Annotated in this window: 30 protein-coding genes and 1 pseudogene; 10 read left to right on the top strand and 21 right to left on the bottom strand. The window is 69.8% G+C overall.

Annotated features, from left to right (window positions below; translation table 11 throughout):
- From NQK81_RS36610 to NQK81_RS36560, 11 genes are all read right to left on the bottom strand, one after another.
- Positions 1-873 carry an AAA family ATPase gene (locus NQK81_RS36610; RefSeq protein ID WP_257485125.1) on the bottom strand — a complete coding sequence of 291 codons (873 nt, stop codon included), beginning with the start codon at positions 871-873 and terminating at the stop codon, positions 1-3.
- 160 nt (positions 874-1033) lie between these two features.
- Positions 1034-1603 (bottom strand): nucleotidyltransferase family protein, encoded by a 570-nt coding sequence (locus NQK81_RS36605; RefSeq protein ID WP_257485124.1) that lies wholly within the window; start codon positions 1601-1603, stop codon positions 1034-1036.
- Positions 1596-2402: an IclR family transcriptional regulator domain-containing protein gene (locus NQK81_RS36600; protein WP_126733490.1), complete on the bottom strand. Its 807-nt coding sequence runs from the start codon at positions 2400-2402 to the stop codon at positions 1596-1598. The genes NQK81_RS36605 and NQK81_RS36600 overlap by 8 nt, the downstream gene beginning before the upstream one ends.
- Before the next feature lie 171 nt (positions 2403-2573).
- Positions 2574-2978, bottom strand: coding sequence for a 4-carboxymuconolactone decarboxylase (gene pcaC, locus NQK81_RS36595; protein ID WP_257485123.1), 405 nt, complete (start codon positions 2976-2978; stop codon positions 2574-2576).
- Positions 2975-3748 carry a 3-oxoadipate enol-lactonase gene (gene pcaD / locus NQK81_RS36590; protein ID WP_257485122.1) on the bottom strand — a complete coding sequence of 258 codons (774 nt, stop codon included), beginning with the start codon at positions 3746-3748 and terminating at the stop codon, positions 2975-2977. The genes pcaC and pcaD overlap by 4 nt, the downstream gene beginning before the upstream one ends.
- On the bottom strand, positions 3741-4289 hold the full coding sequence (gene pcaG, locus NQK81_RS36585; RefSeq protein WP_257485121.1) for a protocatechuate 3,4-dioxygenase subunit alpha: 549 nt from the start codon (positions 4287-4289) through the stop codon (positions 3741-3743). The genes pcaD and pcaG overlap by 8 nt, the downstream gene beginning before the upstream one ends.
- Positions 4289-5023, bottom strand: coding sequence for a protocatechuate 3,4-dioxygenase subunit beta (pcaH, locus tag NQK81_RS36580; protein WP_126733494.1), 735 nt, complete (start codon positions 5021-5023; stop codon positions 4289-4291). The genes pcaG and pcaH overlap by 1 nt, the downstream gene beginning before the upstream one ends.
- Before the next feature lie 19 nt (positions 5024-5042).
- Entirely contained in the window at positions 5043-6221 is a 1179-nt protein-coding gene (locus NQK81_RS36575) for a thiolase family protein (RefSeq protein ID WP_257485120.1), read from the bottom strand.
- Entirely contained in the window at positions 6218-6973 is a 756-nt protein-coding gene (locus NQK81_RS36570; RefSeq protein WP_257485119.1) for a CoA-transferase subunit beta, read from the bottom strand. Before NQK81_RS36570 ends, NQK81_RS36575 begins: the two co-directional genes overlap by 4 nt.
- A complete protein-coding gene (locus NQK81_RS36565; protein WP_192742710.1) occupies positions 6970-7779 on the bottom strand; it encodes a CoA transferase subunit A in 810 nt (269 codons plus the stop codon). The genes NQK81_RS36570 and NQK81_RS36565 overlap by 4 nt, the downstream gene beginning before the upstream one ends.
- 113 nt (positions 7780-7892) lie before the next feature.
- Positions 7893-9152 (bottom strand): NADH:flavin oxidoreductase/NADH oxidase family protein, encoded by a 1260-nt coding sequence (locus NQK81_RS36560; protein WP_257485118.1) that lies wholly within the window; start codon positions 9150-9152, stop codon positions 7893-7895.
- Between the two features lie 61 nt (positions 9153-9213).
- Here NQK81_RS36560 and NQK81_RS36555 point away from each other — a divergent pair, with 61 nt between their 5' ends.
- The 3 genes from NQK81_RS36555 to NQK81_RS36545 all read left to right on the top strand — a co-directional run bounded on the left by NQK81_RS36555 (position 9214) and on the right by NQK81_RS36545 (position 11456).
- On the top strand, positions 9214-9789 hold the full coding sequence (locus tag NQK81_RS36555) for a TetR/AcrR family transcriptional regulator (RefSeq protein WP_257485117.1): 576 nt from the start codon (positions 9214-9216) through the stop codon (positions 9787-9789).
- Between the two features lie 69 nt (positions 9790-9858).
- Complete coding sequence (locus NQK81_RS36550; protein WP_257485116.1) at positions 9859-10776, top strand: acetoacetate decarboxylase family protein; 918 nt, start codon at positions 9859-9861, stop codon at positions 10774-10776.
- Positions 10773-11456 (top strand): type 1 glutamine amidotransferase domain-containing protein, encoded by a 684-nt coding sequence (locus NQK81_RS36545; protein ID WP_257485115.1) that lies wholly within the window; start codon positions 10773-10775, stop codon positions 11454-11456. The genes NQK81_RS36550 and NQK81_RS36545 overlap by 4 nt, the downstream gene beginning before the upstream one ends.
- Here the strand turns inward: NQK81_RS36545 and NQK81_RS36540 are convergent, their stop codons facing one another.
- Positions 11457-11978, bottom strand: coding sequence for a hypothetical protein (locus tag NQK81_RS36540; protein ID WP_257485114.1), 522 nt, complete (start codon positions 11976-11978; stop codon positions 11457-11459).
- A gap of 158 nt (positions 11979-12136) precedes the next feature.
- On the opposite strand from NQK81_RS36540, the gene NQK81_RS36535 reads away from it, so the two are divergent.
- Positions 12137-13102 carry a 2-hydroxyacid dehydrogenase gene (locus NQK81_RS36535; RefSeq protein ID WP_257485113.1) on the top strand — a complete coding sequence of 322 codons (966 nt, stop codon included), beginning with the start codon at positions 12137-12139 and terminating at the stop codon, positions 13100-13102.
- On the top strand, positions 13099-14223 hold the full coding sequence (locus NQK81_RS36530) for a glycerate kinase (protein ID WP_257485112.1): 1125 nt from the start codon (positions 13099-13101) through the stop codon (positions 14221-14223). The genes NQK81_RS36535 and NQK81_RS36530 overlap by 4 nt, the downstream gene beginning before the upstream one ends.
- A gap of 112 nt (positions 14224-14335) precedes the next feature.
- On the opposite strand, the gene NQK81_RS36525 is transcribed toward NQK81_RS36530, so the two are convergent.
- Together NQK81_RS36525 and NQK81_RS36520 are read right to left on the bottom strand one after the other, a co-directional pair.
- Positions 14336-14647 (bottom strand): hypothetical protein, encoded by a 312-nt coding sequence (locus NQK81_RS36525; protein ID WP_016336340.1) that lies wholly within the window; start codon positions 14645-14647, stop codon positions 14336-14338.
- A 96-nt stretch (positions 14648-14743) separates the two neighbouring features.
- Positions 14744-14944: pseudogene (locus NQK81_RS36520) on the bottom strand (hypothetical protein); the annotation flags it as partial.
- Positions 14945-15116: 172 nt separating this feature from the next.
- Here NQK81_RS36520 and NQK81_RS36515 point away from each other — a divergent pair.
- The 4 genes from NQK81_RS36515 to shbA all read left to right on the top strand — a co-directional run bounded on the left by NQK81_RS36515 (position 15117) and on the right by shbA (position 17486).
- Complete coding sequence (locus tag NQK81_RS36515; RefSeq protein WP_257485111.1) at positions 15117-15572, top strand: GtrA family protein; 456 nt, start codon at positions 15117-15119, stop codon at positions 15570-15572.
- A 357-nt stretch (positions 15573-15929) separates the two neighbouring features.
- On the top strand, positions 15930-16280 hold the full coding sequence (locus tag NQK81_RS36510) for a YidH family protein (protein WP_257485110.1): 351 nt from the start codon (positions 15930-15932) through the stop codon (positions 16278-16280).
- On the top strand, positions 16277-16579 hold the full coding sequence (locus tag NQK81_RS36505; RefSeq protein ID WP_257485109.1) for a DUF202 domain-containing protein: 303 nt from the start codon (positions 16277-16279) through the stop codon (positions 16577-16579). The genes NQK81_RS36510 and NQK81_RS36505 overlap by 4 nt, the downstream gene beginning before the upstream one ends.
- 250 nt (positions 16580-16829) lie before the next feature.
- Complete coding sequence (gene shbA / locus NQK81_RS36500; RefSeq protein ID WP_192742721.1) at positions 16830-17486, top strand: RNA polymerase sigma factor ShbA; 657 nt, start codon at positions 16830-16832, stop codon at positions 17484-17486.
- 84 nt (positions 17487-17570) lie between these two features.
- Here shbA and NQK81_RS36495 read toward each other — a convergent pair whose 3' ends face one another.
- The 4 genes from NQK81_RS36495 to NQK81_RS36480 form a co-directional block, all read right to left on the bottom strand.
- Positions 17571-17810 (bottom strand): hypothetical protein, encoded by a 240-nt coding sequence (locus NQK81_RS36495; RefSeq protein ID WP_257485108.1) that lies wholly within the window; start codon positions 17808-17810, stop codon positions 17571-17573.
- Positions 17811-17938: 128 nt separating this feature from the next.
- Complete coding sequence (locus NQK81_RS36490) at positions 17939-18778, bottom strand: amidohydrolase family protein (RefSeq protein ID WP_257485107.1); 840 nt, start codon at positions 18776-18778, stop codon at positions 17939-17941.
- A complete protein-coding gene (locus NQK81_RS36485) occupies positions 18775-19746 on the bottom strand; it encodes an aldo/keto reductase (protein ID WP_257485106.1) in 972 nt (323 codons plus the stop codon). Before NQK81_RS36485 ends, NQK81_RS36490 begins: the two co-directional genes overlap by 4 nt.
- Positions 19743-20045 carry an L-rhamnose mutarotase gene (locus NQK81_RS36480; protein WP_257485105.1) on the bottom strand — a complete coding sequence of 101 codons (303 nt, stop codon included), beginning with the start codon at positions 20043-20045 and terminating at the stop codon, positions 19743-19745. Before NQK81_RS36480 ends, NQK81_RS36485 begins: the two co-directional genes overlap by 4 nt.
- Positions 20046-20151: 106 nt before the next feature.
- Here NQK81_RS36480 and NQK81_RS36475 point away from each other — a divergent pair, with 106 nt between their 5' ends.
- Positions 20152-20862, top strand: a complete 711-nt coding sequence (locus NQK81_RS36475) for a FadR/GntR family transcriptional regulator (protein ID WP_126733511.1) — start codon at positions 20152-20154, stop codon at positions 20860-20862.
- Positions 20863-21002: 140 nt separating this feature from the next.
- Here the strand turns inward: NQK81_RS36475 and NQK81_RS36470 are convergent, their stop codons facing one another.
- From NQK81_RS36470 to NQK81_RS36460, 3 genes are read right to left on the bottom strand one after another with little or no spacing between them, the layout of a single operon-like run.
- Positions 21003-22019: an ABC transporter permease gene (locus NQK81_RS36470; protein ID WP_257485104.1), complete on the bottom strand. Its 1017-nt coding sequence runs from the start codon at positions 22017-22019 to the stop codon at positions 21003-21005.
- Complete coding sequence (locus NQK81_RS36465) at positions 22016-23536, bottom strand: sugar ABC transporter ATP-binding protein (RefSeq protein WP_257485103.1); 1521 nt, start codon at positions 23534-23536, stop codon at positions 22016-22018. Before NQK81_RS36465 ends, NQK81_RS36470 begins: the two co-directional genes overlap by 4 nt.
- Positions 23533-24558 carry a sugar ABC transporter substrate-binding protein gene (locus NQK81_RS36460; protein WP_371878924.1) on the bottom strand — a complete coding sequence of 342 codons (1026 nt, stop codon included), beginning with the start codon at positions 24556-24558 and terminating at the stop codon, positions 23533-23535. The genes NQK81_RS36465 and NQK81_RS36460 overlap by 4 nt, the downstream gene beginning before the upstream one ends.
- Between the last annotated feature and the right edge of the window lie 15 nt (positions 24559-24573).

Genomic DNA, 24573 nt, shown 5'->3' with positions numbered 1-24573 from the left:
TCAGGCCAGCAGTTTGTCCAGCTTGGCCCGGACCCTGTCCAGGTCTTCGCTGTACTTGAGCACCGAACCGAGGGTCCGGGCGGCGGTCGCGGCGTCCAATTCGGACATCCCGAGCGCGAGGAGCGCCTGGGCCCAGTCAAGGGATTCCGCCACCCCGGGCGGTTTCAGCAACTCCATCGCGCGAAGCCGCTGCACCGCCGTCGCGACCTGTGTCGCGAGCGCCTCGCCCAGGTTCGGGATCTTGCGGCGCAGGATCTCGATTTCGCGGCCGAGGTCCGGATGTTCGAGCCAGTGATAGAGACAGCGGCGCTTCAGCGCGTCGTGCACCTCCCGCGTCCGGTTGGAGGTGAGCACCACGAGCGGCGGATGCTCGGCGCGCACCTCGCCGAACTCGGGGATCGTCACCGCGTTCTCGTCGAGGAGTTGCAGCAGGAAGGCTTCGAACTCGTCGTCGGCGCGGTCGATCTCGTCGACCAGCAGGACACAGGGCGCGGTCTGCAAGGCCTTCAGCAACGGCCGGGAGAGCAGGAAACGCTCGGTGTAGAGGGACTGTTCGGCGGCCTCGACGTCGAGGCCGCCGTCACCGGCGGCTTCCAGCGCCCGCAGATGCAGCAGTTGGCGGGGAAAGTCCCATTCGTACAGTGCCTGCGCCGCGTCGATCCCCTCGTGACACTGGAGCCGGATGAGCGGCATGCCGAGCGCTTCGGCCAGTCCCAGCGCGAGCGATGTCTTGCCGGTGCCCGGTTCGCCCTCGCAGAACAGTGGGCGGCCGAGCGCCACGGCGAGGAACCCGGCCGTGGCGATGCCGTCGTCGGCGAGATAGCCGACCGTTTCGAGGGCTTCGGCCAGTTTCTCGGGCGATTCGACGGTCACGTGCCGATCGTAAGCCTCGGTGAGCCGGAGATCAGCCCGGAAGATCCTCGCGGCGGTGGCCGAAGTCGCCCGCTGACGACGACTGGACGGTGTCGCGAAAGCCACTTTCGGGACATCAGACGTCGCGAAAGTGGCTTTCGCGACGTCGGTGAGCCGGAGATCAGCCCGGAAGATCCTCGCGGCGGTCCACGTCGTGCCCGGTGCCGAGGTCGCCGCATTCGACGAGCCGCAGGTCCTGGCGTCCCTTGAGCCAGTCGCGGGCGCCCTTGTCCCCGGACGCGCCCGCGACGATCTCCGGCCACCATCGGCGGCCGAGTACGACGGGATGTCCCGGAACGCCTTCGTACGCGGCACGCGCGACGGTGACTTCGCCGGCTCCGGCGGCGACCCGGCGGACCACTTCGGCGCCGACGCCGGGCAGATCCACGAGATGCACGACGACGGCTTCGGCATCGGTTCCGGTGAGCGCCCTCAGGCCGGCGCGCAAGGACGCGCCCATGCCGGACTCCCAGTCTTCGGCCACGACAGCGGCCTCGGGGGCGGGCAGGATCGCGCGGACTTCCGCGGCCGAAGCACCCAGCACCACCCGGACCGGCGCGCAACCCGCGTCGGTGAGCACGCGCAGCGACCGGACGACGAACGGCTCGCCGTCGAGGACGGCCAGCGCCTTCGGCCCGCCGAACCGGCGTCCGGCTCCGGCCGCGAGCAGCAGCCCGGCGACCTCAGCCATGCCGCGCTTTGGAGGGCGGCGCCGACGCCAGATCGGTCTCGATGGCGCGTGCCGCCGCGAGCAACGGCGGCAGCAGTTCCCGTTCGACCGACTCACGGGTGGTGCGGCTGGCGTGGGTGGAGAGGTTGACCGCGGCCACGACCCTGCCCCGCCGGTCGTGGATCGGCGCGGCGATCGAGCGGAGACCCTCTTCGAGTTCCTGGTCGACCATCGCGTAGCCCTGCTCGTGGACCCTGACCAGCTCGGCGCTCAACTCGTCCGGCCTGCTCTTGGTGCGCGCGGTGAGCTTGTCGAGCCTCGCCCCGGCGAGGTAGTCCCGCAGGTCGGCGTCATCGAGGCCGGCCAGCAGGACATGCCCCATCGACGTCGCGTGGGCGGGAAAGCGGGTGCCGACGTTGATGCTGACCGTCATGATCCGCGAAACGGCCACCCGGGCGACGTAGACGATGTCCGGGAGTTCGAGCACGGAGACCGAGCTCGACTCGTGCACCTCGGCGGAGAGCCGCTCCAGATGCGGCTGGGCGACCTCCGGCAGCGACAGGCTCGACAGATACGAGTAGCCGAGTTCGAGGACGCGCGCGGTGAGCGAGAAGTACTTGCCGTCCGTGCGCACGTACCCGAGGTCGACGAGGGTGAGCAGGAACCGGCGGGCGGCCGCCCTGGTGAGCCCGGTCGCGCGGGCGACGTCGCTCAGGGTGAGTTCCGCCGCGTCCGCGTTGAACGCCTTGATCACGGCCAGCCCGCGCTCCAGCGACTGGACATGATGCGCCCCGCGCTCGGTCACCTCGCCTTCGTCCATATGAGAACCCTAGGACGTGTCCGGTAACTCTGTTCGATGGGCTTCGTGATCCAAGTGGTTCCTGACGGTGCGGGCGGTTCAGCCTCGTACCGGGTTGTACTCGGCTGAACTGCCCGTGCCGTCAGGGACCGCTTGGGCGCGAAGACCGCGGACAGAGTTACCGGACGCGTCCTAGCCGCCTCCCGTTTCCTGGGCGGCAGGCTCACCGAGTTCGGCCAGGACCCGCTGCGCGACGGCGAACGCGGCGTTGGCTGCCGGGGCACCCGCGTACACGGCGGTGTGCAGCAGGACCTCGGAGATCTCCTGCGCGGTGAGTCCATTGTGGACGGCGGCCCGGACGTGCATCGCGAGCTCGTCGTGGGCGTGCAGCGCGGTGAGCGCGGCCAGGGTGACGCAGCTGCGGGTCTTGCGGTCGAGCCCGTCCCTCGACCAGACCGATCCCCAGGCGCCCCGGGTGATGTAGTCCTGGAACGGGCGGCTGAACTCGGTGGTGCGGGCGACCGCCCGATCGACGTGCTCGTCCCCGAGGACCTCGCGGCGCACCTTCATGCCGGTCTCGTAGGTGTCGTCGGTCATCGGGCGGCCTCCAGGTGTTCGAGGATCAACGCGGTGAACCGCTCGGGCTGTTCGAAGCTCCCGAGATGCGCGGCGCTTTCGACGACTTCGAGCCGCGCGTCGGGGATGCCGCCCGCGATCACCTCGGCGTGCTCGACCGGGGTGGCCGGATCCTCGGCCCCGGCGATCACCAGCGTCCGCGCCGCGATCTTGGGCAGGTCACCGACGAGATCCATCGTTTCGATGGCCTGGCAGGACGACGCATAACCCTCCGCGGGAACGCCGGCGATCATCTCGCGCAGGTACGCGGTCCGCTCGGGGTGGGCGGCGGCATACCCGGCGGTCAGCCAGCGGCCGACCCCGGCCTCGGCGACCGCGGCGGTGCCCTGCTCGCGGACCGTCTTCGCCCGGTCCGCCCACATGCTCGGCGGCCCGAGCTTCGCGGACGTGCAGCACAGCACGAGGCTCGCGATCCGGTCCGGCGCGTTCACCCCGAGCCACATCCCGGTCATCCCGCCGAGCGAGAGCCCGACGACGTGGGCGCGCTCGGCCCCGTGCTCGTCGAGCAGCGCGATCAGGTCGCCGCCGAGGTCCGCGAGGGTGTACGGCCCGGGCGGGACGGGTGACGCGCCATGCCCGCGGGTGTCGTACCGGATCACCCGGAAACCCTTCTCCACCAAGGGTTTCACCTGCGGTTCCCACATGCGGTGATCGCTGCCGAGCGATCCGCTGAACACCACGACGGGGCCGTCCGCGGGCCCTTCCGCGACGCTGTACACCGGCTCAGACATCGAAGAACACCGTCTCCCCCTCGCCCTGCAACCGGATGTCGAACCGGTAACCGTCGCCGTCCTTGGTGGCGACCAAGGTGCCCCGGCGGGCCTCCGGGACCGACGCCAGCACCGGATCCCCGGAGTTGTCGTTGTCCTCGAAGTAGATCCGGGTGACCACCCGGTGCAGGAGTCCGCGCGCGAACACCGAGACGTCGATATGCGGCGCCTGCGTGCTGCCGGCCGGACCGGGCAGGGAGCCGGGCATGATCGTCCGGATCTCGTAGTGGCCGCCCGGATCGGTGGGGCAGCGTCCGAAGCCCCGGAACCCGCTCGCGACCGCTCCACGCGGGTCGTCGGGGTGGTCGAACCGGCCCTCGGCGTCGGCCTGCCAGGTCTCGATCATCGCGTCCGGCACCGGTTCGCCCGCGCCGTCGAAAACGCGGCCGTGGATCCGGACCGCGGCGGGCTCGTCCGCGGGGACGACGTCCGGCCCGTCCGGCCAGGGCAGGCCGATGGACAGGTACGGGCCGACGGTCTGGGAAGGCGTCGTCTCCGGCATCAGTGCTCGTCCTCCTCGTCCTCGAAGACCGAGGCCTCGCGGCCGCGCACGACGATGTCGAACTGGAAGGCCAGCGCCCACTCGGCTTCCGTGCGGTCGAGATCGAAACGCGCGATCATCCGCTGCCGGGCCTTCTCGTCCGGGATGGAGTTGAAGATCGGGTCCTGCGAGAACAGCGGGTCTTCCGGGAAGTACATCTGGGTGACCAGCCGCTGGGTGAACGCGCTGCCGAACACCGAGAAGTGGATATGCGCCGGCCGCCAGGCGTTGTCGTGATTCTTCCACGGATACGCGCCCGGTTTGATGGTGGTGAAGGTGTAGCGGCCTTCGGAGTCGGTGAGCGTCCGGCCCGCGCCGTCGAAGTTGGGGTCCAGCGGGGACGGCCAGCGGTCCCCGGTGTGCCGGTACCGGCCGCCCGCGTTCGCCTGCCAGATCTCCACGAGCGAATCGCGGATCGGCCGCCCGTCACCGTCGAGCAGCCGCCCGGTGACGATGATCCGCTGGCCCTGCGGCTCCCCCGCGTGTCCCTTGGTGAGGTCGTTGTCGAATTCGCCGATCCGGCCCGGCCCCAGCGCGGGACCGGTGACCTCGGTCAGCAGATGCGGGAGCACGATCAACGGCTCTTTCGGGTGCCGCAGCGCCGTCGACCGGTAGCCGGGGTAGCCGAGCGGTGGATGCGTGCCGTCGGGATCGCGCCGGTAGCGCGGGAGCCTCAGTTCTGCGGGTGCGGACATGCTGTTCCTCCAGCGCGACTCAGTGGGCTTCGAGGACGACGGCCAGCCCCTGGCCGACGCCGATGCAGATGGCGGCCAGTCCCCACCGGCCGCCGGTGCGGCGCAGGTGGTGGGCGAGTGTGCCGAGGATCCGGCCGCCGGAGGCGCCCAGCGGATGCCCGATCGCGATCGCGCCGCCGTTCACGTTGACGATCTCCGGGTCGAGCTTCGACCAGTCCCGCAGGCAGGCCAGCGACTGCGCGGCGAAGGCCTCGTTCAGTTCGACGGCGGCCAGGTCCTCCCAGCCGATCCCGGCCCGCTCCAAGGCGATCTCGGCCGCACGCACCGGGCCGATCCCGAAGACGTCCGGGTCGACGCCCGCCGCGCCCCGGCCGGCGATCCGGGCCAGCGGCGCCTTGCCGAGCCGCCTGCCCGCCGCCTCGTCACCGAGCAGCAGCGCGGAGGCGCCGTCGTTCAACGGCGACGCGTTCGCGGCCGTGACCGTCCCTTGTGGACGGAACACCGGCTTCAGCTTCGCGAGCTTCTCCGGACTGGAATCCGGCCGGATTCCTTCGTCGCGGGTGAGTTCGACTCCCTCGACGGGGACGACGTGGTCGTCGTAGAACCCCTCGTCCCAGGCGCGGGCGGCGTTGACGTGACTGCGCACGGCGAACGCGTCCTGCTCGTCGCGGCCGATGCCGTAGCGCTCGGCGAGCTGCTCGGTGGACTCGCCGAGCGAGACCGTCCACTGCCCGGGCATCTTCGGGTTGACCATGCGCCAGCCCAGCGCGGTGGAGTAGAGCGTCTGGTTGCCCGCCGGGAAGGCCTTCTCCGGCTTCTGCATGACCAGCGGCGAACGGCTCATCGACTCGACCCCGCCCGCGACGGCGAGCGAGGCGTCGCCGACCTGGACCGACCGGCTGGCCTGCATGACGGCGTCGAGACCGGAGCCGCACAGGCGGTTGACCGTGGCACCGGGCACGCTCGTCGGCCAGCCCGCGAGCAGCGCCGCCATCCGCGCGACGTTCCGGTTGTCCTCGCCGGCGCCGTTGGCGTCGCCGAGCACCACCTCGTCGACGGTGGCCGGGTCGAGGTCGTTGCGCTCGGCCAGCGCCCGCAGGACGGTGGCGGCGAGGTCGTCCGGGCGGACGCCGGACAGGGCGCCGCCGTACTTGCCGAACGGGGTACGGATGGCGTCGAACAGGAAGACGTCGGTCATGCGCTCGCCCTTGTGAGGTCTCGGAGGATGCGGAGTTCTGCCTCGGTCGGCGCCGGGGTGGTTCCCAGGTCGCCTGCCACCTTCAGTTTCCACCCGGTCGCCGCGACGACCTGATCGACCTCGACCCCGGGGTGTACTTCGGTGAGCGTGAGCTCGGCGGTCTCCGGGTCGGGCCGCATCATGCCGAGGTCGGTGACCACCAGCGTCGGCCCGGCGCCGGGGAGGCCGAGGCGCTCGCGATCGCCCTTGCCGGCGCCGTGGCCGAACGAGGTCACGAAGTCGACCTTCTCGACGAACGTGCGAGGGCTCTGCCGGAGCACCACGAACACCTCGCGGCAGGAAGCGGCGATCTCCGGGGCGCCGCCCGCGCCGGGGAGACGCACCTTGGGGTTGGCGTAGTCCGGGCCGATGACGGTGGTGTTGATGTTGCCGAACTTGTCCAGCTGGGCGGCGCCGAGGAAGCCGACGTCGATCCGGCCGGGCTGGAGCCAGTAGTTGAAGACCTCGGGAACGCTGACCACGGCGTCCGCGGTGTCGGCGAGTTCGCCGTCGCCGATGGACAACGGGAGCCTGCTCGGCTTCGCGCCGAGGCAGCCGGATTCGTAGATGAGCGTCAGGTTCGGCGCGTGCCCGCGGCGGGCCAGGTTCGCGGCCGTGCTCGGCAGGCCGATGCCCACGAAACAGGACATCCCGTCCCCGAGCGCGCGAGCGGCGGCGACGCTCATCATCTCGTCGGAGGTGTACTCGGTCATGCCTTCACTCCCGTCAGCTCGCCGAGCCAGCGGGTGAAGCTCTCCCGGTCCCGGCCGATCGCGTCCCATGCCTGGTAGGCGTCGTTGTCCCGTTCGTAGTAGCCCGCCGCGTACGACGGCCGCGCGCCGCCGGGCACCTCGGCCACGGCGGTGACGGCCCACGACGGCAGCACGATCGCGCCCGGCCGGGGCTCCAGCTCGTCCACGATCTCCTCGACGGTGACCAAGGATCGCTTCGCCGCGAGCACCGCCTCCTTCTGCACGCCGGTGATGCCCCAGATCTGGACGTTGCCGGACCGGTCGGCGCGCTGGGCGTGGACGATCGTGACGTCCGGGTTGAGGGCGGGCACGGCGGCCAGCCGCTCGCCGGTGAACGGGCAGGTGATGGGTTTGATCGTGTCGGTCTGCGCGGCGAGATCGGTGCCGGTGTACCCGCGCAGGACGGCGAACGGCAGCCCCGAGGCGCCGGCGACGTACCGGTTCGCCATACCCGCGTGACTGTGTTCCTCTATCTCCAGCGGTACCGGCCAGGAATGCTGGACGGCGTCACGGAACCGGTGCAGCGAGCCGACCCCGGGGTTGCCGCCCCACGAGAAGATCAGCTTGCTCGCGCAGCCCGCGCCGATGAGCTGGTCGTAGACGATGTCCGGGGTCATGCGGACCAGCGTCAGGCCGGTGCGGCGCTGGCGGATGATCTCGTGTCCGGCGGCCACGGGGATGAGGTGCGTGAAGCCCTCGAGCGCGACGGTGTCCCCGTCGTGCACCAGCCGTGCCACGGCCTCTTTCAACGACAGCAGCTCAGCCATCCCCACTCCCGGCTTGGTTCGAAGCACTTGTTCGTATCGCGCACACATGTTCTACATATGAACTTAGCACAGCCGAGCGGCCCGTGACACTGCTTCGACCCGGTGAATCCGGATCAGCTCGCGCGGCCGCGCAGCCAGCCGCGGTATCGGCGAAGCGCGACGGCCTGCAGCACCGTTTCCACCACCAGGGCCAGTTTCGGGTCGATGCCGGGCTTCGTCGGCCGCCCCGCACCGAGACGGCGCAGCTGCCGCCGGACCCGGGCCATACCCGCGGCGGACGCGACGGCCTTGTCGCCGATCCGGACCGGCTCGAGTGTCACCTTGGCGTCCTCGTCGTGCCGCCACTTGGCGGGCAGCCCGGGATCGACGGCCAGCGCGCTGCCCATGCCGACGAGTTCGACCCCGCTCGCCAGTACCTCTTCCGCGACCGGCCTGCGGACCACGCCGCCGGTCAGCATCAGCGGCACCGCGCTCGTCCGCACGAGTTGTTCGGCAAGGGTCAGGAAGTAGGCCTCCCGCGCACGGGTGCGATCGTCGCCGGACTGCCCGGTCATCGCCGGGCTCTCGTAGCTGCCACCCGAGAGTTCGACCAGGTCGACGCCGAGCGGCGCGAGCATCGCGATGACCGACGCGGCGTCGTCGGCGTCGAAGCCACCACGCTGGAAGTCGGCGGAGTTGAGCTTGACGGCGACGGCGAATCCGGGCGCCACGACGGCACGGACCGCGCGGACGACGTCGAGCAGGAGCCTCGCCCGGTTCTCCAGGCTGCCGCCCCACCGGTCGTCACGACGATTGGCCAGCGGGGAAAGGAACTGGGAGAGCAGATAGCCGTGCGCCGCGTGGATTTCGACACCGTCGAAGCCGGCCTCTTCGGCGCGGCGGGCGGTCTCGGCGAACCGCGCCACGGTCTCCTCGATCTGCCGCGGGGACATCTCGACCGGGACGGCGAATCGCTTGCTGTTCTTGCCGATGTCCACCCGGACGGCCGACGGCCCCCAGGCGACGCCGGGCATGTCCGCCCCGACCTGACGCCCGGGGTGGTTGATCTGCATCCACACCCGCGCGCCCCCGCTTTTCGCGGCCGACGCCCACTCGCGGAACGGTTCCAGCGGGGAGCGCGCGTCGAGGACGACACCGGCCGGGCCGGTGAGCGCCTCCGCGTGGACCATGACGTTGCCGGTGATGAGCAGCCCGGCCCCGCCTTCGCTCCATCGGCGATACAGCTCGAACAGCGGCTTGCCGGGCACCTGCCCACGGCTCGCCATGTTCTCCTCCATCGCGGCCTTCACCAGGCGGTTCGGCAGTGTCGAGCCGTTGGGCAGAGTGAAGGGTTCGAACACCGGCGAGGAGATCTTCTCGACTGCGGATGACATCGTTGCTCCCGAACGCGTATGTTTACATTGCTCACATAAGCTTAGGAAGGGAATGTAAGCAGTGTCAACATCGACGAAGAGTGGCTACCATCACGGCGACCTGAGGGCGTCGTTGCTGACCACGGCGATGCGCATGCTCGAAGCCGGCGAGCAGTTCTCCCTGCGCGCCGTCGCCCGCGAAGCCGGCGTCTCGGCGACAGCGCCGTACCGGCACTTCGCCGACAGGGACGCCCTGGAGTCGGCCCTGGCCGCGCAAGGCTTGCGCGACCTGAAGGAAGACCTCTCGAAGGGACGCGAACTCCCGGCGTCGGCGGCGGACCTGGCGGAACTCGCGGTCGCCTACGTCGATTTCGCCCTGCGCCGCCCGGCGCTGTTCCGGCTGATGTTCGGGAACGCCTGCGACACCGGAAGCGAGGAGCGCGTCCGAGCGGCGGCCGACATCCACGAACTCCTGCGGCTGGCGATGGCGCGCGTGTTCTCCGAGCCGTCGGACGCGCTCGCCTCGGCGGGCTGGGCGCTGGCGCACGGGCTGGCGTACTTGTTCCTCGACGGCAAGCTCCAGATGGAGTCGGACGACGAGGTCGCCGAGCACGTGCGCGCCGCCTTCACCGCGATCCTGGCGGCACGGCCGCGCTGACCGGTGTTGACAGTGCTCACATCAATCCTTACAGTGGTCGATGTAAGCACCGTAAACATTGGAGATCCGATGGCTCAGGACACGGTCACCGTCGAGCTGGGCGGACGCTCGGTCGACGTCCCGAAAGGCGGGCTGTACGACCGCTACCGGATGGACACCGACCTCGACACCGTCGCCGCCGATCCGCGCGTGAGCGGCGTCGGCTTCTTCCGGCGGCTCCCCAAGGCGCGGGTCGACTCACCGATCGGGCCGACGCTGACACCCAACTTCTACTACCGGATCGCGACGGCCCGGCTGACGCTGACGGCGCCTTCCCTGGCGATCCGGCGCCGCCTCCCAGCGGAGCTTTCGCCGCTGGAGGTCGCGCCCGGCCTCGGCCTGGTGTCGGTGATGGTGTTCCGGTACGACGTCTGCGACATCGACTTCTACACCGAGGCCGCCGTGGGCATCGCGGTCCGGCCCGCCCGGCACGGCCGGCTCGGGTTCTTCGACCTCGTGACCGGGCTCAAGAACGAGCACCTTCACTCGTACGTGCTGTCACTGCCGGTCAGCAGCGAAATCGCCCAGGTCCGCGGCCACGACGGCTACGGATTCCCGAAATGGGTGACGCGTCTGGACGTCGACATCGACGCCGAGCGCACCGAAGCGCACGTGGCGAACGACCGCGGCGAGACCGACCTCGCCCTTTCGGCGGCGACACCGCGCCAGACCGCGCACCGGTCCGGCGAGCAGGTCTCGAGCCTCACGTCGTACACCACCATCGGGGACGCGTGGCATGCGACACTGAGCCAGACGAACGTCCTTTCGGCGGGCGGCGCGACGTTCCCGCGCGGCGTCGCCCTCCGGCTGGGCGAGGGCAGGCTCTCCGACGACGTCCGCTCGCTCGAACCCCGCCGTCCGATCCGTTTCGACGTGATGACCGAGGGACAACTCGCCCTCCACATGCCGGTCCCCACCTCCGTCCGGGAACAGGAGGCCCGCAAATGACCAAACGCGTTCTGCACGTCGTCACCAACGTCGGTCACTACGACGATCCGTCGCACCCCACGGGTTTGTGGCTCTCCGAGCTCACCCACGCCTACCACGTCTTCGCCGGACGAGGCTTCGAGCAGACGATCGTCAGCCCCCAGGGCGGACGATCGCCGCTCGAACCCCGCTCGCTGAAATTCCCCAGCTACGACAAGACCGCCAAGGCCTGGCATGCCGATCCGGAGCGGATGGCGCTGCTGGAGAACACCGCGGCGCCCGGCGAGATCGACTCGGCGGACTTCGACGCGATCTACTTCACCGGTGGCCACGCGGTCATGTACGACTTCCCGGACAGCGAAGAGCTGCAGCGGATCACCCGGGAGATCTTCGAACGCGGCGGCATCGTCTCCTCCGTCTGCCACGGCTACTGCGGCCTGCTGAACACGAAGCTGTCCGACGGCTCGTACCTCGTCGCGGGACGCAAGGTCACCGGTTTCGCCTGGCGTGAGGAAGTCCTCGCGAAGGTGGACAAGCTCGTGCCCTACAACGCCGAAGAAGAGATGAAGAAGCGCGGCGCGCTCTACGAAAAGGCGAAGCTGCCCTTCGTCTCCTACGCGGTGGTCGACGGCAACCTCGTCACCGGGCAGAACCCGGGATCGGCGAAGGAGACCGCGAAGAAGGTGGCCGAACTCCTGTGATCAGCCGATCCCGCTGCCGGGCGGGAACCATTCGACGGCCCTGAAGTCACCGCTCTCGACCCGTTCGAAGGTCGCGGTACTCAGGCACGGCGGCACGATCTGCTTGTTCTCCGGATCCGGCCCCCAGCTGTAGCCGAGCCGGTCGCGCCTGCCGTCGTCGTACACCGTCATCCCGACCCGCCGGTCCTTCAGGCCGGGGACGTCCGTGTCCTCGACGATGCCGGTGACCACGGCGACCGGGCCGCCGACGACCAGGCAGTCGATCCTGCCCCGGAAGTAGGCGGAGAACCCTTCGCCCGCGTGGCTCACCCGGAAGGTCCCCCTGCTCTCCGGGAAGAGACCGCGCGCGTCGAAGGCGAACCGGACGTCCTGGCCGTCCTTGCGCAGCAGCTTCGCGCTTCCCACCAGGCTCGGCTCGGACGGCTTGCCCTCCTCCGCAGCGGACACCGGACCGGCCGCGACGAGCGTCGTGGCGAGGACCATCGCGGCGCCGACTGCGGCGAGTTCTCGTGATCGTTTCATGTTCCACCCCTGGAATCCCCTGCTCGCGGACCCTTTCCGCACTCATCACCATCCCGGCGCACCCGGCGGTGACGACTCCCCCGCGCAGGGGAAGCGCCTCCCTCATAGCGGGGATTTCCATATTTGGGATACCAACCGTCGCGCACTAGGCTGAGGACGTGACCTCGAAGATCGCGGTGACCCGGTGGATCCCCGACGAAGCGCTGAAAGTGCTCGCGGAAGCCGGGGAGGTGAAACTGTCGCGCGCCGACCGGCCGCTGACGCGGGACGAGCTGCTCGAGTTCGTCCGCGGCGCGTCCGGGATCGTCGGCATGCTGCACGACCGGCTCGACGGCGAGGTCGCCGACGCGGCGGGCCCCGGGCTGAAGGTCGTGGCGAACGTGGCCGTCGGCTACGACAACGTCGACGTCGCGGCGCTGTCCGAGCGCGGGGTCACCGTCACCAACACCCCCGGCGTGCTCACCGACGCCACCGCGGATCTGGCGTTCGGGCTGATCCTCGCGGTCACCCGGCGGCTCGGCGAGGGCGAACGGCTGATCCGCTCGCGCACCCCGTGGTCGTTCCATCTGGGTTTCCTGCTCGGTTCCTCGTTGCAGGACAAGACGCTCGGGATCGTCGGGCTCGGCCAGATCGGGCAGGCGGTCGCGCGGCGGGCGCTCGGTTTCGGCATGCGGATCGTCTACTCAGGACGGTCGCGGGCCGCCGAGGACGTCGAGAAGACGCTAGGCGCGAAGTACGTGACCTTCGACGAGCTGCTGCGAAGCTCCGACGTCGTGTCGCTGCACTGCCCGCTCACGCCGGAGACCCGGCACCTCATCGACGCGGACGCGCTGCAGTCGATGAAACCGGGCGCGTACCTGATCAACACCACCCGCGGCCCCGTCGTCCACGAGGCCGCGCTGGCCGACGCGCTCGAAGCGGGCGAGATCGCCGGGGCGGGTCTCGACGTGTTCGAGGCCGAGCCCGACGTCGAACCGCGCCTGCTGAACCGCGAAAACGTCGTGTTGACGCCACATCTGGGATCGGCGACGGTCGAGACCCGTACCGCCATGGCCGTGCTCGCGGCCGAGAACGTCGCGTCGGTGCTCACCGGCGGAAACCCGCTGACGGAGGTTCGTCCATGACTCGCGTGGTCATCGCGCCCGACAAGTTCAAGGGAAGCCTGACCGCGGTCGAGGCCGCGGAGGCGATCGCCGACGGCGTCCGCGACGCGCTGCCCGGAGCCGAGGTCTCCTCCTGCCCGGTCGCCGACGGCGGCGAGGGAACACTCGACGTCCTCGTCGCGGCGGGTGGCCGTCTCGTGGAACTCCCGGTCCGCGGACCGCTCGACGACACCGTCGACGCGAGCTACGTGCTGCTCGACGGAACGGCCTACGTCGAATCGGCCCGCGCGTGCGGTATCGAATTCGTGGAGCCGAGCCCGGAAGTGGCGCTGGCCGCGCACACCTGGGGCGTCGGCGAACTCCTCGCGCACGCGCTCGACAACGGCGCGCGGCGCCTGGTGCTGACCGTCGGCGGGACGGCGAGCACCGACGGCGGCGCCGGGATGCTGGCGGCACTGGGCGCCGGGGTCTTCGACGCGTTCAACGCGCCGGTGGGGCTCGGCGGCGGCACACTGGGCCGCGTCGCGCTGGCCGAACTCGGCCCGGTGCGCGAACGGCTCGGCTCCGTCGAGGTCGCCGTCGCCACCGACGTGACGAACCCCTTGCTCGGTCCCCGTGGCGCGGCGGCGATCTTCGGCCCGCAGAAGGGCGCGGGCCCGCGCGAGGTCGAGCAGCTCGACGCGTCCCTGTCCCGCTGGGCGCAGGCGCTGCGGAACGCCGGGACCCCCGACGTCTCCGATCTTCCCGGAGCGGGCGCGGGCGGCGGGGTCGCCGCGGGCGCCATCGCCGGACTCGGCGCGAGCGTCGAATCCGGTTTCCAGCTCATCGCCGGGCTCACCGGGGTCGCCGGCGCCATCGAACGCGCCGACCTCGTCATCACCGGCGAGGGCTCATTGGACGAGCAGAGCCTCGACGGCAAGGCCCCGGCGGGTATCGCGGCCCGCGCGCGGGAGTACGCGGTGCCGCTGATGGTGCTGGCCGGGCGGATCCAGCTGGACCAGAGCCAGCTCGCCGGCCTCGGTGTCGTGGGCAGCGCCGCCCTGATCGACCACGCGCCTTCGCTCGACCACGCACGTGCGCACGCGGCGGAGCTCCTGCGCGAACGGGCCGGCGAGCTGGTCCGCGCCTGGGCCCGGGCTTGAGCCCGTCGGGTCCGTGAAGGCCTCCCTGAGGGACTCTGGATCCCTCAAGGAGGCCTTCGCGGACCGGGACAACCGCGACCGGCGCGCGAAGAAGTCTTAGAACCCGCGGGGCTCAGCTACCAGGCTGGGGCTGAGCCTGCGGGAGTACGGCGAAGGCGACTTCGCCGGTTTCGTCCTGCTGGACGTCGAGCACCTTGTCGTCGAGCAACTCGGCCGCTTCCGGCTCCAAGAAGACCTTCGGGCCGCCGTCGGCGCCGAGGACCTTGTCGCCGCTTTCCGGTTCGGGGGCGACGGAAACCGCGAGCTGGGGGCTGTCCCCCTGCTGCGAATGCATCGCGAACCGCAGGCCGCCCCCGTCCTGGCCGTTCTCCTGCCCGGTCAGTGCGGTGATCGCCTCGGCGGCGGCTTCGGTGACTGTCAGCATCTCTGCCCTTCCTTCGTCGCGGTCTTGCACTTGACCGACCACGCTAGGGGCTGTCGGCATGGCCCGCCGTCTGAGTGAAGATCACTTCTCGCCGACGTCCGGCTCCTCCTCGGCCAGCCGCATGGCGTGCGACTCTCCTTCGCGGATCTCCGCGGGCGTGGTCCCGAAGCGGTCTGCCCCGCTCCAGTGCTCGGGTGGTTCGACACCTTCCTCGAGCGGGTCGACGCGGAGTTCGTCCTCGTCGAGTGCCTCGCTGGGATCCAACGTTTCCGGCTCCGCGGTCTCACGGTCGCTCATCGGCCGCTCCCTCCTGGTCGGACGTTGGCCGGGACATGCTGTACTCGACCCGGTCCCTGTGGCTTACCCGGCGTCTCCGCAGGCCAAACGGCGACGCTGTCGCGGGGATCACACTTTCTCAGGTGGTTCATTACCTTCACAAGTTTGTGAAACAAGGAGTAGCGTCGTCGGTATGACCACCACCAGGTGGGCGCCAGGGCACCGGATCATCCGGCGCGCGCCGGAGCGGCATCACGAACTCGGCAACCATGCCGCTTGGTACGTCGTCGCCGGCGTCGCCGCCACCGGCCTGCAGGCGGTGCTGTTCCTTGTCCTGCAGCCGGCCCTCGGCCCTCAGGTGGCCAATCTGGTCGCGCTCGCGGTCACGACCGTCGGGAACACCGAGTTCCACCGCCGGGTCACCTTCGCCACCCGCAAGAGCAACGCGGGCAAGCGGCATTTCCAGGATCTGGTGACCTTCGCCTTCTACGCCGCGTACGGCTCGATCGTGCTCGCGTGGCTCGACGCGGTGATCACCGAGCCGACCGCGCTGGAACAGACGGGCGCCCTGCTCGCAGCCAGCGTCGTGGGCGGCATCGCGCGCTTCGCGGTCCTTCGCTGGTGGGTCTTCGCGCGGCGGAACGCCTAGCCTCCTTCACGTAAGTCGTGTTGGCAGCCTCAGCGCCCCAGTGTCGCGAAAGCCACTTTCGGGACATCAGACGTCGCGAAAGTGGCTTTCGCGACACGCTTCGACCGCACGACGATCTGCGGGACGCCGTCGCCCGAGCCCGCAGTCCCCGAGGGCTACTGAGGAGGCGAGGCGGAGGTGACGCGGTCGGTCTGGGTGGTCGTGAGTGGCGTTTCGGGTTAGAACCCGAAACGCCACTCACGACCCACAGGAAACCGCACATACAATCATCAAGCGGACACCAGGCCGCCAAGATCGTCCCTTGTGGACATTCGAGGAAAGGCGCGGACTCGCAGGGCAGCGCCTAGTCTCCTTCAGGTGGCAGAGATCAACGGCCCGCACGAAGGCGGCTCCGAACCCGATTACCGCTTCACGCTCGCCAACGAACGGACCTTCCTCGCCTGGCTCCGGACGGCACTCGGCCTGCTGGCCGGCGGCGTCGCGGTCCATCAGCTGGTTCCCGATCCGAGCGCGCTGAGCACCGTCCTGGCGGGGCTGTGCGTCCTGCTGGCCGCCGTCCTCGCGGCGAGCGCGTATCCCCGCTGGCGGCAGGTGCAGAGCGCGATGCGCGCGGGACGGCCGTTGCCGAAGAGCGGGATGCTGATCCTGCTGACCGCCGGGATCCTCGCGATCACCCTGACGGCGGCGGCGCTGGTGGTCTTTTCGTGAGCCCGCGCGATCACGGAGCGCAAGCGGAGCGGACGGGGCTGGCGTGGCGGCGGACCGCGCTCGCGGCTACTGCCTGCACACTCCTTCTTCTGCACACGGCGGCCCGGCGAGGCTGGGGGACGGCGGTCGTCCCGGTCGTGTTCGCGGGCGCCATGGTGATCACCTTCGTCGTCGCCGGCGCGATCCGTGAACGAGCACTGCGCCGTGCGGGAATCCCGAAACCTCTCAACCCATCCCTTGCTGTCACGGCATCGGCACTCGTCGTAGCGACTGCGATCGCCCTGATCGCGGTACGCTAAGTCCCGCGCACGTCCTGCGACGGCGAAGCCCGTTTTCCCGGCGCAGAGTCTCGGTTGTATTAAGCCGACTCCGGCGAATGGGCTATCTCTAGTTGAAATCTTTACTGCCGCCCGACCGGCGCCTACGATTACGCTGCGTCGCAACGGCGGCAGATGGGTCTGATCTTACGGAGCATCTGCCGCCCTCAATCGTTACGGAGTGTTGACCCCTCGACAGCGACGGTCGCCGGGTCGGCCGGGGAGGACGACCATGCAAGCACCTTCCAGCGCGTCCAGAACCGTCACCCCCGACGCGGTCCCCGGGTACACGACTCCGGAGAACCTGCCGCGGCCGGGCGGACGGCTGACGAAGGAAGACCTCGATCCGCTCGTCAAGGACGCGGGCGACGGGAATCCCGCCGCGATCCAGTCCCTCCTGCGGATGATCGGGCCCGTCGTGGTCCGCTACTGCCGCGCCAGAATGGGTGGCCGCGACCTGTCCTACCTGTCGGCGGACGACGTCGCGCAGGAAGTGTGCATGGCGGTGCTGAAGGCGCTGCCCGGCTATCAGGATCGCGGCGGTTCGTTCCTCTATCTCGTGCACGCCATCGCCGCCAACAAGGTCGCCGACGCCTACCGCGCGGTCTCCCGTGACCGGTCGGAACCGGTCCCGGAACTGCCGGAACGGCCCATCGGCGACAACGAACCCGAAACGCACGCCCTGCACCTCGACCTCGGTGCCCGGCTCAGCCGCCTGCTCTCCACCCTGCCGCGGGTGCAGCAGGAGATCCTCGCCCTCCGCATCGCCGTCGGCCTTTCCGCCGCCGAAACGGCCGAGGCGCTCGGGATCTCCGCCGGCAACGTGCGCGTGACGCAGCACCGCGCACTGGCCCGCCTGCGGACGATGGTCAAGCAGGACGAGTTCTGATCTTTTCTCCCCCTGCCGCGGGTCATCGACCGGCGGCTCAGGCGCCCGGACCCCGCGCCGCCCACTTCTTCCGCTCGGAGCGGTTCACCGCAACAGTCCGGCGAAGCCGACCGCCCGGAGCACCTTCGAAACCACCGAGGGATCCGGTTCTGCCTGAAGTGTCTCCTCACGCAACCGCTCGCTGAGCGAGTCGGCGCGCGCGCTGGCCCGCCGTGCCTGGGCGCGTGACTCCATCGCCCGGCGTTGCGCGACGAAGGCGACGCGCAACGCCACCAGGGCCACCACCAGCGCGACCGAGCTGATCACCAGAGCCACGACGATCATCCGCGGTCACCGGCCGTCGACGGCGATTCAGCGGCGGGCACTTTCTCCATGGTGCGAGTCACGAGCTCCCGATACCCGCTCCGTCACCGGCCAAACCGGTGCGGAACGTGGGGCTCGGCACAGCTGCTTCACGCCCGGCCCGCGGAAGGAAGCCGGTAGGCGCGCTTCGCGGTGCCGTCGAAGAACTCCAGCCGTTCACTGTCGCTCAGCGACCCCGTCAGCGAAAAGGCGGTGTCCACGACGACTTCGTACGCGGCCGCGAGCTCGCAGACCGGCCAGTCGGAGCCGAACATGAGCCGCGAAGCCCCGAAGGACTCCAGGACGTGCTCGGCCCAGCGCGCCAGCTGACCGACCTTCCAGCGCGCCCAGTCGGCCTCGGTCACCAGCCCCGAAAGCTTGCAGTACACGTTGTCCAGCTCCCCCAGCGCCGCGACACCGTCCGCCCACGGCTGCCATTCGCCCGAGGCGATCGGCGGCTTCGCGGCATGGTCGAGTACGAAAACCTGGTCCGGCAACGCTTTCGCGGCGGCGAGCGCGGCGGGCAGCTGCGGTGGCTTCACCAGCAGGTCGTACGCCAGCCCGGCCTCGCCGAGGGCGGCGAGACCGCGCAGGACGTCGGGCCGCGTCAGCCAGGACGGGTCCGCCTCGTCCTCCAGCTGGTGCCGGATCCCCACCAGCGGCCCGGAAAACGAAGCCACGCGCTCGGCGACGCCGGGCGCGGTGAGGTCCGTCCAGCCGACGACGCCGGCGACGAGCGGTTCGGCCCGAGCCACCGCGAGGAACTCGCGCGTCTCCTCTTCCGACGAGACCGTCTGCACCAGCACGGTCCCCTTCACCCCCGCCGCCTTCGTCACCGCGCGGAGATCGTCCACTGTGTACGGACGGCGGATCGGATCCAGCGCCGTACCGGTCATCCACGGGTAGTCACGCCGCGACGGGTCCCAAAGGTGGTGGTGCGCGTCGATCACGGCCGTCCCTCCTGTCGCAGCACGATGTCCTCACGCAACAGTCCCGCACGGATCAGATCCGTCCACAACTCGCGCGGCACCGGACGCCGGAACCGTTCGGCGTTGAGCCGGACCTGGCCTGGATCGTGCGCGCCGACCACGACGGACACCACCGACGGATGCGCGGCGGGCAGCGCCAAAGCGGCTTGCGGGAGTTCGACCCCGTGCCGCGCGCAGACGTCGGCGATCCGCTGGGCGCGCTCGACCAGTTCGGCGGGAGCCTCGGCATAGTCGTACATCGTGCCCGGCGACGCGGTGGCGAGGATTCCGGCGTTGAACGCCCCGCCTGCCACCACGTCCACACCACGTTCCGCGCACAACGGGAGAAGGTCGTCGAGCGCGGGCTGGTCGAGCAGGGTGTACCGGCCCGCTAGCAGGATCACGTCGAGATCGAAACGGCGGACGAACTCCGTGAGCATCGGCGCCTGGTTCATCCCGGCCCCGATGGCGTCGACGACACCCTGGTCCCGCAGTTCGAGCAGTGCGGGGAACGCGCCGTCGACGGTGTCCTCGAAATGCTCGTCCGGGTCGTGCACGTAGACGACGTCGACGCGGTCGAGCCCCAGCCGCTCCAGACTGTCCTCGAGCGACCGGAGGATCCCGTCGCGGCTGAAGTCCCACCGCCGTTTGTACGCGGCGGGAACGACGAAACCCTGCGAGTCGGTGCGCGAAGCGCCGCCGGGATCGGGTTCCAGCACGCGGCCGACCTTCGTCGAGACCACGAAATCCGCGCGGGGATACGCCGAAAGCGCCGCGCCCAGCCGCCGTTCCGACAGCCCGAGACCGTAGTGCGGCGCGGTGTCGAAGTAGCGGATGCCTTCGTCCCACGCCTGCCGGACGGTCGCTTCGGCCGTCTCGTCGGTGATGGCGTGGTACAGGTTGCCCAGCTGCGCGCAGCCGAGCCCCAGCGGGGACAAGGAGATCTTCACGGAAGCTCCCAGACGAGGCCGAGCCCCGAATCGCCGCCCGAGTAGTCGTCTTCGACGTCGAGCAGTTCCGACATCCGTGCCTGCCACGGGATGTTGGCCGGATGATCGCGCAGGGCCGCGCGCATCTTCGCGTAGTCCTCGACCTCCACGACGTGGAAAAGGTCGAGCCCGTCCCGCCAGATCCGCCACGAACGCACGCCCGCACCGCGCAGGGCCTCGTCCAGATCCGGCGGGATGACGGCGTGGACCGACTCGTATTCGGCCTCCTTGCCCGGCTTCAACCGGGTGTGGAGTGCCACTCTTTGTAGTGCGACACCGTGGGTCACCGCGCCTCCTCGACTCGAAACATGGCACTCTGTCAACTAACACTCAAACATCCGAGGTCTTCGGGGAGGGCGGTGGAACATGCCGGTCACCGATGTCGCGATCGACAAGATCAAGGACATGATCATCTCCGGTGAGCTTGCTCCGGGCGACAGGCTGCCGAAGGAGGCCGAACTGGCCCAGCGGCTCGGTCTGTCCCGCAGTTCGCTGCGCGAAGCGGTGAAGGCGCTGTGCCTGATCCGCGTGCTCGACGTCCGCCAGGGCGACGGGACGTACGTCACCAGCCTCGAACCGAATCTCCTCCTCGACGCGATGACGTTCGTGGTGGACTTCCACCGCGACGACACCGTGCTGGACTTCCTCGCCGTGCGCCGGATCCTCGAACCGGCGGCGACGGCGATGGCCGCGGTGCACATGAGCGACGAGGACATCGAGGAACTAGGCCGCCTGCTCGACGAACTGGCCGACTCGCCGACGGTGGAGGCGCTGGTCGCGAACGACCTGCAGTTCCACCGCAAGATCGCCGACGGCTCCGGCAATCCGGTGCTGTGCTCGCTGCTGGACAGCCTGTCCGGCCCCACCGCGCGCGCCCGGATCTGGCGCGGGCTCACCCAGGAGGGCGCGGTCGCGAAGACCCGCGAGCAGCACACGGCGATCTACGAGGCCATCGCGGCCCGCGAGCCCGAACTCGCGCGTTCGTGGGCGACCGTGCACGTGGCCGGGGTGGAGCAGTGGCTCCGCAACGCGCTCGGCACCGCCGACGACCCCACTTCGGCCGCCGAAGCTTCCTGACACCGCACTCTCCTCCGAATGTCCCGTGAAGGCCCCCTTCCCTCGTCCATCCATGCCCCCGCCACCGCCCTCAACGGACGCGCTGGCGCGCGGCAGACCTGAACTCGACCGAGGGAAGGGGGCCTTCACGCGCTCGATCACTACGTTTGGGCTTTTCCGCCGGCGTAGCGGGAGATGATCAACGCGACCAGGATGATCACGCCGTAGATCGCCTTCAGCCATTCCGGCGGCACCTGCGCCACCTGCAGCAGGTTCGTGACCGTCTGCAGGAGCAGCACGCCGGTGAGCGCCCCGACCAGCGTGCCCTTCCCACCGTCCAGTGAGACACCGCCGATCACCGCAGCGGCGAACACCTGAAGGATCAATCCGTCGCCCTGATCGGCGCCGAGCGCGCCGACGTAGCCGGTGTACGCGAGCCCGCCGAGCGCGGCCAGCACCCCGGCCACCACGAAGACACCCCACGAGATCCGGTCGACGCGGATACCGGCGGCCCGCGCGGCCTCGCGGTTCCCGCCGATGGCGTACAGCGACCGGCCGATCCGGTGATACCGCAGCCCCAGCCCGAACACGGTGAACAGCGCCGCGGCCAGCCACACCGACATCGGCAGCCCGATGAACGTCGTCGTGGCCAGCGCGGTGAACACGTCCAGCTGATCGAAGAGCGTCTTCCCCTGCGTGGACCCGATCTGCGTGCCGCGCAACACCGTCAGCATCGCCAGCGTGACGATGAAGGCGTTCAGCTTCAGCTTGACGATCAGGAAACCGTTCACGAAACCGACCGCGGCACCGGCCACCAGCACGGCGAGGATGCCCGCGACCCCGGGGATCTCCGTGCCGAAGCCGGAGGACGCCACCGGGATGACCAGCATCGCGCCGAGCGCGGGCGCCATGCCCATGGTGGATTCCAGCGACAGGTCGAACTTCCCGGTCAGCAGCACGAGTGATTCGCCCAGCACCACCATCGACAGCGCGGCCGAGGCGGACAGGATCCCGACGATACTGCCGAAGGTCAGGAACGTGTCACTGATCAGTCCTCCGATGATCAGCACCACGATGAGCGCGGGGATGAGGGCGAGTTCGCGCAGCCAGCGGAACTTCCGGCGCTTCGGCGGCGCCGCGAACGTCGAAGTCTTCGGATCGGTCATCAGCTCGGTCACCGTTCGACTCCTTCGATATCGGCCACCAGGTCGCCGTCGGACCAGCCCGCCCGGTGTTCGGCGACCACGGCGCCGGCGCGCAGCACCAGCACCCGGTCGCTCAGACGAAGATCGTCCAGCTCGTCGCTGACGATCAGCACGGCCTTGCCCTCCGCGCGCACCCGGTCGACGACCGCGAGCAGCGCTTCCTTCGATTTCACGTCCACGCCCGCGGTCGGGTTGATCAGCACCACCAGGCGCGGATCCCCGGCCAGCGCGCGGGCGAGGACGACTTTCTGCTGGTTGCCACCGGAAAGGTCGGACACCGGCTGGTCCGCGTCGGCCGCGACGATGTCGTAGTCCTTCAACGCCTGGGCGGCACGGCCGTAGCGCACACCCGGTGCCGCCAGGCCACCCTTCCCCATGCGGTCCAGAATGGACAATGTGGCGTTGTCCGCGATGGAGTGCTCCAGCACCAGCCCCTCGTGGTGCCGGTCCCTCGGCACACAGCCGATCCCGGCGCGGATGGCGGCCGGGATGTCGCCCGGTTTCAGCGGCTTCCCGTCCACCCGGATCGTGCCGGACGACGGCGAACGCAGTCCGTACACGGTTTCGGCGACCTGGTGCTTGCCGCTGGCGTTGCTGCCCGCGAGCCCGATCACCTCGCCGCGGTGGATCCGGAACGTCACATCCTCGAAGCCGTCACCGGAAAGCCCGTCGACGGTCAGCACCTCTGCGGCGTCCTCGTCCAACGCCTCGCGTGTGGCGGCGTCACGGACGGAAAGACCGCCCTGCTCGCCGGTCATCGCGTCGATCAGCTCGGCACGGCCGACCTCCGAAACGGGCGCGGTCAGGATGTGCTTCGCGTCGCGCAGGACGGTGACCGCCTGGCAGACCTCGTACACCTCGTGGAGGTGGTGCGAGATGAACAGGAACGTCACCCCGTTCGCCTGCATCTGGCGCATCCGCGCGAAGAGCCGTTCGATCGCCTGGCTGTCCAACTGCGCCGTCGGCTCGTCCAGCACGATGAACCGGGCACCGTAGGAGAGCGCCCTGGCGATCTCGACGAACTGCCGGTCCTCCACCGAAAGCTCGCCCGCCGGGGTGTCGACGTCGACGCGCACGTCCCAGGAGTCGAGCAGGTCCCGTGCCTGACGGCGCAACCGCTGCCAGCCGATCGCGAAACCCTTGCCCGACTGGCGATTGAGGAACAGGTTCTCCGCGACGGTCAGCTGCGGCACGACCATCGCGTGCTGGTAGACGCAGGCGACCGCGCGTTTCCAGTCGTCCTGCCTGGACAAGGGCGGCGCGGGGACACCGCCGAACTCGACGTGCCCGGTGTCCGTTTTGGACAGTCCGGTGAGGATGGAGACGAGGGTCGACTTCCCCGCGCCGTTGCGGCCGACGAGCGCGTGCGACTCGCCGGGGTGCACGGTGAGACTGACGTCGGACAACGCCACGGTCGGGCCGTAGCGTTTACCGACGCCCTGTGCGCTGACCACCGGCACGGCGGCGGATCCGGCGGGCAGCGCGCTCACAGGTTGTTCCCCCAGAGGGCCTTGTCGTCCACGTTGTCCTTGGTGACGACGGGCGCGGGGAGCTGGTCTTCCAGGATGCCGGGGCGGACCTCCACGACGGTGCTGCCGTGATCGGTCGGGCCCGCCTTGAAGGTCTCCCCCGCCATGGCCTTCTTGATCCAGTACATGCCGTACTTGGCGTAGTCGTCGGCGGGCTGGGAGACGGTCGCGTCGAGCTCACCCGCGCGGATCGCGGCCAGCTCCTGCGGGATGCCGTCGTTGCTGACCAGCACGACATGTTTCGGGTCGCCGACCGGGAAGTAGAGGTTCTTGCGCTTGAGCGCCTGCTGCGTCGGCGCCAGGTACACGCCGCCCGCCTGCATGTACACGGCCTTGATGTCCGGGTTCGCGGTCAGCAGACTGTCCAAACCGGACGAAGCCTTGTCCGCCTTCCATTCGGCGGCGACCTCCAGCACCTGGACCTCCGGGTACTTGGTCTTCATGCACTGCCGGAACGCCTCGGATCGGTCGCGCCCGTTGACCGAGGCGAGGTCGCCCATGACCTGCACGACCTTGCCCGACTTCACCTTCGCGCCGATCGCCTCGCAGGCCTTGGTGCCGTACGCCTTGTTGTCCGCGCGCACCACCATCGCGACCTTGCCGCTCTCCGGCGCGACGTCGACCGCGACCACCGGGACACCCTTGTTCTCCGCCGCCTTGAGTCCCGCGACGACGGCGGCGGAGTCCAGCGGCGTCACGACAAGGCCCTTCACGCCCTGGTTGAGCAGGGTGTTGATGTCGGTGATCTGCTTCGCCGGGTCGCTGTCCGCGTTGACCGTCGGCAGCGCCTCGACGCCCTGTTCCTTCGCCTTCAGCGGTACGTAGTTGTTGTAGGCCTGCCAGAACGGCGAGGTCAGCAACGGGATCGTCGCGCCGACCTTGCCACCCCCGCCCGCACCCGGTTGGGGCACGTTGTCCTTAGTGGACCCACACGCCGACAGGGTCAGCCCCAGCGCGGTGGCCGCGGCGGCCACCTTGATCACCCTCGTACGCACCGC

The sequence above is a fragment of the Amycolatopsis roodepoortensis genome (genome assembly GCF_024628825.1).
GTDB classification, from domain to species: domain Bacteria; phylum Actinomycetota; class Actinomycetes; order Mycobacteriales; family Pseudonocardiaceae; genus Amycolatopsis; species Amycolatopsis roodepoortensis.
Note: the sequence above shows the minus strand (reverse complement) of the source record. Positions and strands in the feature narration are given on the sequence as shown.

Coding starts and splice junctions, on each gene's coding strand:
- NQK81_RS36605 (WP_257485124.1), bottom strand. CDS start 1,603: ATGGCTGAGGTCGCCGGGCTGCTGCTCGCGGCCGGAGCCGGACGCCGG.
- NQK81_RS36600 (WP_126733490.1), bottom strand. CDS start 2,402: ATGGACGAAGGCGAGGTGACCGAGCGCGGGGCGCATCATGTCCAGTCG.
- pcaC (WP_257485123.1), bottom strand. CDS start 2,978: ATGACCGACGACACCTACGAGACCGGCATGAAGGTGCGCCGCGAGGTC.
- pcaD (WP_257485122.1), bottom strand. CDS start 3,748: ATGTCTGAGCCGGTGTACAGCGTCGCGGAAGGGCCCGCGGACGGCCCC.
- pcaG (WP_257485121.1), bottom strand. CDS start 4,289: ATGCCGGAGACGACGCCTTCCCAGACCGTCGGCCCGTACCTGTCCATC.
- pcaH (WP_126733494.1), bottom strand. CDS start 5,023: ATGTCCGCACCCGCAGAACTGAGGCTCCCGCGCTACCGGCGCGATCCC.
- NQK81_RS36575 (WP_257485120.1), bottom strand. CDS start 6,221: ATGACCGACGTCTTCCTGTTCGACGCCATCCGTACCCCGTTCGGCAAG.
- NQK81_RS36570 (WP_257485119.1), bottom strand. CDS start 6,973: ATGACCGAGTACACCTCCGACGAGATGATGAGCGTCGCCGCCGCTCGC.
- NQK81_RS36565 (WP_192742710.1), bottom strand. CDS start 7,779: ATGGCTGAGCTGCTGTCGTTGAAAGAGGCCGTGGCACGGCTGGTGCAC.
- NQK81_RS36560 (WP_257485118.1), bottom strand. CDS start 9,152: ATGTCATCCGCAGTCGAGAAGATCTCCTCGCCGGTGTTCGAACCCTTC.
- NQK81_RS36550 (WP_257485116.1), top strand. CDS start 9,859: ATGGCTCAGGACACGGTCACCGTCGAGCTGGGCGGACGCTCGGTCGAC.
- NQK81_RS36545 (WP_257485115.1), top strand. CDS start 10,773: ATGACCAAACGCGTTCTGCACGTCGTCACCAACGTCGGTCACTACGAC.
- NQK81_RS36540 (WP_257485114.1), bottom strand. CDS start 11,978: ATGAAACGATCACGAGAACTCGCCGCAGTCGGCGCCGCGATGGTCCTC.
- NQK81_RS36530 (WP_257485112.1), top strand. CDS start 13,099: ATGACTCGCGTGGTCATCGCGCCCGACAAGTTCAAGGGAAGCCTGACC.
- NQK81_RS36525 (WP_016336340.1), bottom strand. CDS start 14,647: ATGCTGACAGTCACCGAAGCCGCCGCCGAGGCGATCACCGCACTGACC.
- NQK81_RS36515 (WP_257485111.1), top strand. CDS start 15,117: ATGACCACCACCAGGTGGGCGCCAGGGCACCGGATCATCCGGCGCGCG.
- shbA (WP_192742721.1), top strand. CDS start 16,830: ATGCAAGCACCTTCCAGCGCGTCCAGAACCGTCACCCCCGACGCGGTC.
- NQK81_RS36495 (WP_257485108.1), bottom strand. CDS start 17,810: ATGATCGTCGTGGCTCTGGTGATCAGCTCGGTCGCGCTGGTGGTGGCC.
- NQK81_RS36475 (WP_126733511.1), top strand. CDS start 20,152: ATGCCGGTCACCGATGTCGCGATCGACAAGATCAAGGACATGATCATC.